Below are 10,687 nucleotides of genomic sequence, written 5' to 3' on the forward strand. Positions count from 1 at the left end.
GTCATTTGTCATTTGTCATTTGTCATTTGTCATTTGTCATTTGTCATTTGTCATTTGTCATTTGTCATTTGTCATTTGTCATTTGTCATTTGTCATTTGTCATTTGTCATTTGTCATTTGTCATTTGTCATTTGTCCTACGTAAAGTCGGGGCGGGTGTAGGGTGCGTTAGCGCAGCGTAACGCACCATTTCAAACGATAGTAGTGAAAGTGAGCCCCTACACAATTTCCCCCAGCTGCCCCATCTTCCCCTGCTCCCGATAACTGATAACTGATAACTCCCCATGCCCGCTTAGAATGATAATTGCCCTAATCCTATTACTGATCCAAATACCTGCTACTTTAATCCTGCTTTCACGCCTGCTGAAAGGTCCAGGACGTCGTCCTCCCGTAGAAGCCAAATCCCCTACCCCCGATCAGGTGGGGGCGGTTAGTGTTGTGGTTCCGACTCTCAATGAACGAGAACGCCTTAATCCTTGTCTGATGGGATTAAGTCAGCAGAGTTACGAAGTACGCGAAATTATTGTGGTGGATAGTCACTCTACCGATGGTACACGGGAGTTAGTCAAAGATGCCCAAATCAAAGATCCGCGATTTCGGCTGATGACCGATGACCCATTGCCACCGGATTGGGTGGGACGCCCTTGGGCGTTGCATCAGGGCTATTTGAACAGTTGCCCCGATAGTCAGTGGATTTTGGGCATTGATGCAGATACGCAACCGCAACCGGGATTAGTGGCGGGGTTAATTGATATTGCTGAAACTTTAGGGTTTGACCTGGTATCTCTGTCACCGCGATTTATTCTTCACTATCCCGGAGAATGGTGGCTACAACCTGCGCTGTTGATGACGTTAGTCTATCGATTTGGTCCGACTGGGATCACCAGTAATTCCGCCGAACGGGTGATGGCAAATGGGCAGTGTTTTTTGTGTCGCCGACAGGTTCTCAGCCAACTGGATGGGTATAGCAGTGCCAAGAATTCTTTTTGTGATGATGTCACCTTAGCCCGGTATGCCGCTACCCAGGGATTCAAGGTGGGGTTTTTGGATGGTGCAAATGTACTGAAAGTCCGGATGTATGAAGGGGCTTGGGCGACTTGGCAAGAATGGGGGCGATCGCTCGATTTAAAGGATGCGTCCAGTTTCGGTCAACTCTGGAGTGATGTCTGGCTGCTGCTAATTACCCAGGCATTGCCTCTACCTGTTTCTATCGCAGTTTTGGTGAGTTTGAGCCTGGGCATCTGTTCACCCGTCCACCTTACTGTCCTAGGGTTAAATCTAGGGTTATTGGTGATGCGCTGGGCATTAGTGGGTGCGATCGCCCGTTCTTATGATTTCACTCCATCCTCATCCCCCGCCTCTTGGCTATTTTGGCTTTCACCTCTGGCTGATCCCTTAGCTGTGCTGCGGATTTTCTTGTCAGCTAGGCAAAGACCAAAACAGTGGCGGGGGCGGATTTATGGCAGTTAGAGATGGGAAATGGGGGTGCAGAAGGGCAGAGGGGCAGAGAAGACAAGGCAGATGAGGATGCTTCGCTTTTGTTTCATGAGAGAAGGGGAACTGCCCTCACCCCCATCCCCTCTCCCCAGCGTGGGAGAGGGGCTGGGGGTGAGGGGTTGAGCTTAAGTTGACACGAAAGTCCCCAAACCCGCCCCTACACACTCAACACTTCCCCAATCCCTAATCACTCTTCATCACCAGACTTAACTTGGTCTACTCGTTCTAATTGCCAGAGAATCTGGTTGCCTTCACGCCGCACTCGCGAGACAATCCAGTTGCGCCAGGGCCAATGATCACCCCGACTGGTAACTGCACTGGCATTGATATCCATTAAATCAGCTAGTTCAGAACTACTAATCAAATAGCCCTCACTGGCGATTTCATCAGCAATGCGTAGGGTCTCGATTAAGTTTCCCAGTTGGGCAACTCTAATTTCGCGGGGTAACTCGTCATTGGAATTGTTTGGTGAATCCGGTATTTCTATCATGGGTGTTTCTGATGTAGGAAGGCTCGATGGTACATCTTTGTAAACTACATCAAAAGTGGTCTTTTCATCTGATACCCCTGTTACGGGTGTCTTCTGGGGTAAAGTGGGAGAGGTGGAATGATTCACTTCTTCTAGGACTTGTGTTAATGTAGGAGATTTACCGTTGGCAAAGGCATTGGCAATTTGATCACAACGCTCGTTGCCTTGGTTGCCACTGTGTCCCCGTACATACTGCCAAGTGACTAGGGGAGAATTGACCGCATCGAGTTTTTCCCATAAATCTTGATTTAAAACGGCTTTTCCCTGAGAGGTTTTCCAGCCTTTCTTTTTCCAGCCCTTAATCCATTTGGTAATGCCGTTCCTGACGTATTCACTATCGGTATAGAGGGTAATCGGCTGAGTTTGTCCAGATCCCTGAACCAGGATCAGGGCTTCAATCGCGGCTAAGAGTTCCATACGGTTATTGGTGGTTTTTGCCGTAGCCCCCCCTATTTCATGCACAGAACCATCGGTAAAATACACAACCGTACCCCAGCCACCGGGTCCTGGATTGCCACTACAGGCTCCATCGGTATAAACACTTTTGATTTGACGAGTTACAGGCATTGTTTTGGTTTATAAGTAAACTCCTAACTGGTTGTAGCAGAGTTCCTACCCCATCAGCACAACAGGTGGTTAAGGGGAAGCAGGGGGAGCCATGTAGAGACGTGCCATGGCGCGTCTGGGAGCAGAGGGAGATCAAGTCCGTATGACTGTGTAGGGGCGGGTTTTACCCATAACGTTCCGGATCAAACCACTACCTTAACTAAACCCGCCCCTACTGATCTTTCACCTCGCTCAAGGACATGGTTTTAAGCTACGATCTCAAGTGACAAGAATAGGTAGTACAATTGTTCATCTCACCCCTTTCTTAGACGCGCCATCTTCCCCATCTTCCCTATCTTCCTTTGCTCCCTTACATCTTAAAGCTGCGTGAGTTACGAACCCCTCCATCACAAATATCGCCCTCAGACGTTTGCCGATTTGGTTGGTCAAGAAGCGATCGCGCAAACGCTCACGAATGCTATTCGTCAAGAGAAAGTTGCCCCGGCTTATTTGTTCTGTGGTCCCAGAGGTACGGGAAAAACCTCGTCAGCACGGATTTTAGCCAAATCCCTTAACTGTCTGACTACCGATAAACCAACGCCTCAGCCTTGCGGTACTTGTGACGTTTGCCGCACGATCGCGAAAGGAACCGCCCTGGATATCACGGAAATTGACGCGGCGAGTAATACGGGTGTTGATAATATTCGGGAAATCATCGAACGCGCCCAGTTTGCTCCAGTTCAATGTCGCTACAAGGTGTATGTGGTGGATGAGTGTCACATGCTCAGTAGTGCGGCGTTCAATGCATTACTCAAAACCCTAGAAGAACCCCCCAACCATGTTGTTTTTGTCTTAGCCACCACCGATCCCCAACGAGTTTTACCTACGATTATTTCTCGCTGTCAACGGTTTGATTTTCGCCGCATTCCCTTAGCGGCAATGGTCAAGCATCTTCAACATATTGCCACCCAAGAAACCATTAATATTACAACCGATGCGATTACCTTAGTCGCACAAGTGGCGCAAGGGGGATTACGAGATGCCGAAAGTCTGCTGGATCAACTCAGCTTGTTAGCTGGAGAAATAACGGTTGAATGTATCTGGGATTTAGTTGGGGCAGTACCGGAACGAGACTTATTGGAACTGAGCCAAGCGATTAAGGATAATCATGCTCAAGCCGTTCTCGACTGTTGCCGCAATTTAATGGATCGGGGGCGAGAACCGTTAGTTGTATTGCAAAATTTAGCTGGATTTTATCGGGATTTACTGATTGCTAAAACCGCACCCAGTCGTCAAGATTTAGTGGCTGTCACACCACCAACCTGGAAACAGTTAGGCGAGTTGGCTCAATCGATGGATACGGCTGATATTTTACGGGGACAGCAACATCTAAAAAGCAGTGAGGTACAAGTTAAAAACACAACCCAACCGCGCCTCTGGTTAGAAGTCACCCTGTTAGGCTTATTACCTGACGCCCTGCGGGTTGAACCTGCGGCGACTCCGGCGCGATCGCAACAGGTTAGTCAACCCAGAACGACTCAGCCGCCAGAACCTCAACATCGTACTCAACCTGCCTCCTCACCCCCGGCTGCGGCGAATCAAACCCCAACCACGACACCCATTTCCTCAACCCCAGAGACTCAATCACCCCCCCCAGTAACATCATCACCCTCACCTCCCCCATCTTCCAATAATGGGACAGTTCCTGCCGTTCCCGTTTCTGAACAATCGGCGAATACAGAACAAATTTGGCAACAGATTATTGACAATGTGCGACCCTATAGTGCCAAAGAATTATTGCGTCAGCATTGTCATTTATCTAGTTTTGATGGAACAGTGGCGCAGATAGGGATCAGTACTAAACCTTTGTTAGATCTGGCACAAAAGAAACTGCCAAATATTCAAGCTGCCTTTGAATCTGTCTATCAGAAAGATATCAAAGTCATGTTTAAAATCTTAGGGACTACATCGGCTAAATCAACGGCGACGAATCGGGAGGTGGTTACGCCTTCGCCGTCTAAGTTGCCGTCAAATGTAGAAGATGAAGAGGATCAGGATGATAGAAATGATCAAGGAACAGTGATTCCGCAACCGGAACGTCACATAGTTCAGCAGAATGGAACTCCGTCTAATCGTGCGGAGGAAAATATACCAGTTTCCCTACCCCAATCTTCGGTATCAGCATCTATAGATACCGGAGACTGGGATGAGGAAAAAATTAAAGATGCCATAACCACGCTAGAGAAATTTTTTAATGGTAATGTTATTAATCTAGATGACGAATTGAATATACCGGAATTGGAGGCGAGTTCATCTGCTGAGGAAACAAAACAAACAATATCTTCGCTTCAATCTCAGTCGTTTAATGATACAGGTTCAGCACCCATCCAAAATCAACCAACGCCAGGAAAAGCGACTAATAACTCAAATCAAAGTTTACAGAGATCGGATACATTGGAATACGATGATGATGGCGATATTGCCTTTTAAGTAGGTGGACATTAAAGTTAGCGGTGGAGATTAGGGAACAGGGAACAGGGAACAGGGAACAGGGAACGGGGAACAGTAAGGATTTGAGACTTGTTTACATAACTTAATCTAGTTAAGTTTATTTCCACCAACCTACTTAAGTAAAATGGCACGCTTCGTGCCTACGACGAAACCAACTTAAGTCAGCGACATTCATATTCAAGTTCTGTAATTATTCCTCAAACTATTACGAATGACAAATGACAAATGACAAATGACAAATGACAAATGACAAATGACGATCCCCCCTACTTAACGCCCAACGTTTCCACTGTCAAAACTTGCGGTGGCGTTGCATCTGGTGGATACAAAAAATCGAATTGCACTAATCTTTGACTTGATGGTGGCATTTTCAGTGTCACTAAGGGTTCCCCTTCTTGTCCTCGCTGTTGGACTAAATGCCAATACCCGGTTCGAGGTAATCTGGCATCATCGTTATACCGTAATCGCACCGTTCCTCGGAAAAAGACTTGGGGCGCTGGTGGTTCCAGAAAGCGTAATCCCTGCTGAATTTGCTCTTGTTTTAGAGGCGTTTGTAGGGATACGGTAACTGTTTTTGTCTCCTGAGTTGGATTCACCAACGGTAAGGTTAAACTATATTGCACTCCATAGTTTCCATGGGCAAAATAGGCAGTATCAGGATAACGTACCAGCATCCTCGCACTCTGACTTTGATCAGTACTTAAGCGCCCCCCAGGTAAGGTACTCAATCCATAAGAAAAGGCTTCTCCTGGTTCAGGAATCGTCAAAACCTGGGAACTCGGACTATCAGTTAACTGAGTTTGCCACTGTGATCCTTGAGCCACACCTGCAACCCGACCATAGATGATTTTACCTGTTGTTGAGTCTGGTGGAGTCGGGGCGCGATCGCGGGGTTTAGCTAATTCTCCTGTATCCAATAACTGCTGCCATTCTACCAGGGTGGGGGCGCGTTCATTTCCCGCCTCATCGGTGGCTGCATAACGGGCGAGACTGGCTAGATACACTTGTCCATCACTGCGTAACCGCATTAACGTGGAACGCCCATTAATTGGCGGTTCTAATAATTTAACCGGAATCGGTAAATTGAGTAACAGGCGGCTTTCTTGAGGCGGAATCACCACTTGCGGCGGAAAGTCGGCTTGGCGATATCCTCTCAAAATATCACTCATCACTCGACTACCGGGACCTGCATATACTGTACCTTGGGGATTCTCAACTTGAGAGGGTAACTGGATAAACGGTGCATCAGGTTGACTTAAGTAACTAGCCGCTTGCAAAATATCAACCGTGACCGATTCTTCACCCGGATTATGCACAAGTAGTCCCAAATATAGCGTCCGTAAATCATCAGGTGTTGGCGCTTTAGCAACATGATGGGCAAAGATATCAAAACGTCCCTGAAAGGGAAAGTTTAAGTGGGCGCTAGGAGTGGCTTTGTTGTTTCCAGGAAATGTGGACAGTAAAATTCCCTCAGTTTGGACAAGTTCCGGACTATTACTATTGAAAACCGGAACTTGATCCAGTTGCCCCGGTAACGGACGCACGTCTTGCGGTTGGACAATCTCCACTGGGGGTGTAGGTGTAGCTTGGGCGAGGGGAAAAATGGGCAAAAATGCAAACATGTAAGAATCAAGGTTTAAAATTTAGGGAATGGGGAACAAAGAAAATAAGTTTACCTCATTACTTTGAGAATCGCCATATAGCCGACTATAGCGCTTGGCGATCAATACAGATTCATCCTTCAGGACTGTGCAAAAGTCGCTAATAGAGGCATGTAGGGGCGACCCGCTGCATAAATGGACAATTCCAATCTGCTCAATTGGATCGGGTCGCCCTCCTCAAACCTTGACATAACTGTTTATTGGAAGTAGGAAATTTTGGCATAATATTACTTTCATTATTTAGAGCTTTGGTATACAATAAGACAGGTATCATTATTATATAAGATTCATAGGGCATCTCTCTAGTTAATGAAAAATTCCATGCAAGCCAAACCATTTTTAAAATGGGCAGGTGGGAAAAGCCAACTCATTAAAGAAATTGATAAAAATTTGCCTGAAGAGTTAAATCAGGGGAAAATTAATCGATATATTGAACCCTTTGTCGGTGGTGGGGCAGTATTTCTATATATTGCCCAGTTGGGCAATATCGAAGAATTTTTTATTTGTGATATTAATCCTGAACTAATTCTAGCATATAAGACGATCCAGAAAAATGTAGAAGACTTGATTGAACTTCTATTAAAGCTTCAAGAAAAATTTTTATCTTTCGATGCCGATGAACGAAAGCAATATTTCTATCAAATCCGCTCTCAATTCAATCTACAGCGTCAACAAATAGACTTTCATACCTATTACCCAGACTGGGTTGAGAGAACCGCTCACCTAATTTTTCTCAACCGTACCTGTTTTAATGGATTGTTCCGAGTTAATTCCAAAGGAGAATTTAATGTTCCAATCGGTCGATATAATAATCCACAAATTTGTCATCCAGAAAATCTGAGAGCAGTAGCTCAAATTTTGCAAAACACTCAGATTTATTATGGAGATTTTACCGCCTCTGAAGCTTTTGTTGATAATCGCTCTTTGGTTTATTTTGATCCTCCCTACAGACCTCTAAACAAAACGGCAAATTTTACATCTTATTCGCAAGAGATATTTGATGATTCGTCACAGTTAAGATTACGCGATTTTTTTCGAGTCCTGGATCACAAGGGTGCTAAGTTAATTTTGAGTAACTCTGACCCCAAAAATGAAGATTCGACAGATGAGTTTTTTGACAGTGCTTATGCAGGATACCCTATAAAACGAGTAAAGGCACAACGCACTATTAATAGTAAATCAACTAGGCGAGGACAGATTAATGAATTGTTAATCAGGAATTATTAAATGTAGCGGTGTGGCACACCTAATTTGGTAGATTAGCATTGTAGGGGCGCACTGACGTGCGCCCGTGTCAACTTAAGCTCAACCCCTCACCCCCAGCCCCTCTCCCAAGCCAGCCCCTCTCCCAAGCCAGCCCTCACCCCCAGCCCCTCTCCCAAGCTTGGGAGAGGGGAGCAAGAGGGGAGCAAGAGGGGAGCAAGAGGGGAGCAAGAGAATCCGATCCCCCTGAGCCTTCAACAATATCGAGGTTTTTCAAGTACATCTGAAGTATTTTCGTATTTTTTAAATGCGTTTACAGATTCGATAAATTAAAATCAAAATTCTTGAACAATTAAACAGAAATAATGTCGTTACTTAGCCAAGTTAGCTTTAACTTGAGAAAAGTCCTAGTAGAATATAGGATATAAGGTATAAGTACAATTGTTGTCCAGTAATCGGGGTGCTGAAACATGAACACCCGCGCAATCACCCAAATTTCTCTGATTGTCCTGAGTCTGACTACTGCGATCGCGCCCGCCAAATCGAGTAGCCAAGGTTTCCAGCCTCAAGCTAGGGTAACTCAGTCTGGAGGCTATCTGTCTGCTCAATCAAGAAGAGGAGTCAATCTTGAAGCATTACCAAGCGGCTTTCATCTTTTCCGAGAAATCTCCAGTACGACTGATCCGAATAAATGGTATCTTGTTTTGGAAAAAAGGGGCAACGGAATAGTTGGCTTTCGCTATAAGTATCGAACTGACCTTAGTTATTGCTTTCGAGGAACAGTAAACGGTAGATCTATCACTGATGCTAAGTCAGCCAAACCAATTATTGGCTCTCTCCGGGAAACGTGGGAATTTTATGAGAACATTAACTTTGATCTAAACAACTTTCAAAAGGTCTCTTTAGAGAACATTCAATCCGATATTGATTTTCAACAAAGGCTTTATGAATGCAGAAGACTCTTAGCCGAAGCACCCACCTCCGCCGTTAACGCTTGGACAGATTTTTTCTTCTATCGCCTTTACCCTCAAATGCAAGGGGAGAAGCTTGAACCCTCACAAACTCAATTACAGCAAGAATGGGTCGCCATTCGTCGTGCGATCGCGGATAAAATTAGGTGGACGCCACGAGACTGTGAACAACCGCCAGAATCTAATGGATATGATGTGGTTAATTATAATCCAAATGAAGTTGCTGATGCCGTTTTCTATGCCCGTCATCCTGAACTTAATGGACGCAAGATTCGTCCGGGGGAAACGAATCTAGCCAGAGAATGGAGTGGGATTCAAAGACGCCTCCCTGAGTTTGTCTGCGATAACCCCTGAATTTTGTTATTTAACTTTATTTCCCGCTAACTCAGCAATAACTTGCTCCAATCCAGCAACAACTCGCGCTAATCGTTCATAGTCTACTTTATCGGGTGTATCTTCGTCAGTATGATAGTAAGGATAGCGAAAGGGTGCTGTATCTGTTACCATAACACCGGGATAACCTTGCTGCCAAAATGCCCACTGATCTGACCAACCCACACCGGGAATTAGATTAGGTAACGTCGCGCCCTCAGAGGGGAATTTGGCATGGCGGCGGAAGGATTCAATGACGTTGTGAACGAGTTTTATTGACCCCAAATTACTGACAAACGCGATAAAATTTCCTTGTAAGGGATAAATCTGGTCTAAGGGAAACGGATATTGCTGAGAACCAATTTTATTGGAATAATAACCCATGGTTTCTAAACTCAGCATCGCCACAATATTCTCATTGCGATCGCGGCATTGTTTAGCATAGACGAAACTCCCCATCTGAGCCGTCTGAAAAAAGGGCGGTTCTTCATTCACAAATTCTACAAACCGCAGGGTTCTATCTGGCTTTTTTCCCGCAAATAAACGCGCTAGTTCTAAGGTTGCGGCAGCGCCTGTACCGTTATCATTCGCGGCTGGACTGGTATAAACTGAATCGTAATGACCGCCAACGACAACGATTTCCTGAGGTTTTTCAGTGCCAATAATTTCGACTTCAAGATTGTAGTAGGTTTGATTGTCTATTTCGTATCCTTGTCGCTTGACTTGATAGCCGGATTCTGATAAATGCTGCTCCAAAAAATTTGTCGCCGCGATTAAACCGTCATAGTATAAATAGTTGCGTCGCCCAATTTCACCCGCCAATTTTTCTACATCTTGCTGAAGCGCAGTTTGCAAGGCTATTTCGTTTTGAGTTAGAGGTGGGAGTTCACCGTTATAACTTTCTCCAGGCATTCGGATCATCAGGAACCACGCGCCAAGTAGGACGATGACAAGGATTAGACTCAGTATAGCGAGTCGGATGGCTCCGGAGCGATTCAGTAGAGGAATTTTCCACTCGATAGTTGAGTCATTGGTCATTTGTCATTGGTCATTTGTCATTGGTCAAGTCGCGGCGGGTGTAGGGTGCGTTAGCGAAGCGTAACGCACCATTTCAAACGATAGTAGTGGACTGACACAGCTAAAATTGTGGAATAGATTTGACGTTTAAACCGGGCGCAAGCCTTGCGCCCCTACAATTCTAATCCACCAAATAAGGTGTGCCACGCCAGTAGTGGCGTGACCCAACTAAAATGGTGCAATAGATTGGGTACGTAGTGAGGGCTTTAGCCCTCTCCAGCTAGGCGTTAGAGAACTAAAGTTCTCACTACAAACAAAGTCTTATTTTAGCTGGGTCAGTCCAGTAGTGAAACCCGCCCCTACACAACTTCCCTCATCTCC

At 45.6% G+C, this 10,687-nt stretch carries 8 protein-coding genes; 5 read left to right on the plus strand and 3 right to left on the minus strand.

From position 1 onward, the window contains the following. Window positions 1-296 precede the first annotated feature (296 nt). Window positions 297-1,469: a 2'-O-glycosyltransferase CruG gene (gene cruG, locus RIG27_RS25145; protein WP_446349754.1), complete on the plus strand. Its 1,173-nt coding sequence runs from the start codon at window positions 297-299 to the stop codon at window positions 1,467-1,469. A gap of 214 nt (window positions 1,470-1,683) precedes the next feature. Here the strand turns inward: cruG and rnhA are convergent, their stop codons facing one another. Continuing rightward, complete coding sequence (gene rnhA / locus RIG27_RS25150) at window positions 1,684-2,592, minus strand: ribonuclease HI (protein ID WP_446349756.1); 909 nt, start codon at window positions 2,590-2,592, stop codon at window positions 1,684-1,686. 366 nt (window positions 2,593-2,958) lie between these two features. On the opposite strand from rnhA, the gene RIG27_RS25155 reads away from it, so the two are divergent. After that, the gene (locus tag RIG27_RS25155) at window positions 2,959-5,061 is read left to right on the plus strand and encodes a DNA polymerase III subunit gamma/tau (RefSeq protein ID WP_446349758.1); all 2,103 of its coding nucleotides are present in this window, start codon (window positions 2,959-2,961) and stop codon (window positions 5,059-5,061) included. Window positions 5,062-5,348: 287 nt separating this feature from the next. On the opposite strand, the gene RIG27_RS25160 is transcribed toward RIG27_RS25155, so the two are convergent. Further along, window positions 5,349-6,704, minus strand: coding sequence for a DUF3370 domain-containing protein (locus RIG27_RS25160; protein WP_446349760.1), 1,356 nt, complete (start codon window positions 6,702-6,704; stop codon window positions 5,349-5,351). Window positions 6,705-7,064: 360 nt separating this feature from the next. On the opposite strand from RIG27_RS25160, the gene RIG27_RS25165 reads away from it, so the two are divergent. Further along, window positions 7,065-7,970: a DNA adenine methylase gene (locus RIG27_RS25165; RefSeq protein WP_446349762.1), complete on the plus strand. Its 906-nt coding sequence runs from the start codon at window positions 7,065-7,067 to the stop codon at window positions 7,968-7,970. A gap of 446 nt (window positions 7,971-8,416) precedes the next feature. Then, entirely contained in the window at window positions 8,417-9,271 is an 855-nt protein-coding gene (locus RIG27_RS25170) for a hypothetical protein (RefSeq protein ID WP_446349764.1), read from the plus strand. A gap of 6 nt (window positions 9,272-9,277) precedes the next feature. Here the strand turns inward: RIG27_RS25170 and RIG27_RS25175 are convergent, their stop codons facing one another. Next, entirely contained in the window at window positions 9,278-10,210 is a 933-nt protein-coding gene (locus tag RIG27_RS25175; RefSeq protein ID WP_446349766.1) for a M28 family peptidase, read from the minus strand. A 25-nt stretch (window positions 10,211-10,235) separates the two neighbouring features. Between RIG27_RS25175 and RIG27_RS25180 the strand changes: the two genes are divergently transcribed. Then, the gene (locus RIG27_RS25180; protein WP_446349768.1) at window positions 10,236-10,391 is read left to right on the plus strand and encodes a hypothetical protein; all 156 of its coding nucleotides are present in this window, start codon (window positions 10,236-10,238) and stop codon (window positions 10,389-10,391) included. Window positions 10,392-10,687 lie beyond the last annotated feature (296 nt).

The sequence above is a fragment of the Coleofasciculus sp. F4-SAH-05 genome (assembly GCF_040222985.1).
GTDB classification, from domain to species: domain Bacteria; phylum Cyanobacteriota; class Cyanobacteriia; order Cyanobacteriales; family Coleofasciculaceae; genus Coleofasciculus; species Coleofasciculus chthonoplastes.

What these genes read in the sequence shown, in the direction of transcription:
- cruG (WP_446349754.1), top strand. Translation starts at nt 297, where the DNA reads ATGATAATTGCCCTAATCCTATTACTGATCCAAATACCTGCTACTTTA.
- rnhA (WP_446349756.1), bottom strand. Translation starts at nt 2,592, where the DNA reads ATGCCTGTAACTCGTCAAATCAAAAGTGTTTATACCGATGGAGCCTGT.
- RIG27_RS25160 (WP_446349760.1), bottom strand. Translation starts at nt 6,704, where the DNA reads ATGTTTGCATTTTTGCCCATTTTTCCCCTCGCCCAAGCTACACCTACA.
- RIG27_RS25165 (WP_446349762.1), top strand. Translation starts at nt 7,065, where the DNA reads ATGCAAGCCAAACCATTTTTAAAATGGGCAGGTGGGAAAAGCCAACTC.
- RIG27_RS25170 (WP_446349764.1), top strand. Translation starts at nt 8,417, where the DNA reads ATGAACACCCGCGCAATCACCCAAATTTCTCTGATTGTCCTGAGTCTG.
- RIG27_RS25175 (WP_446349766.1), bottom strand. Translation starts at nt 10,210, where the DNA reads ATGATCCGAATGCCTGGAGAAAGTTATAACGGTGAACTCCCACCTCTA.
- RIG27_RS25180 (WP_446349768.1), top strand. Translation starts at nt 10,236, where the DNA reads ATGACAAGGATTAGACTCAGTATAGCGAGTCGGATGGCTCCGGAGCGA.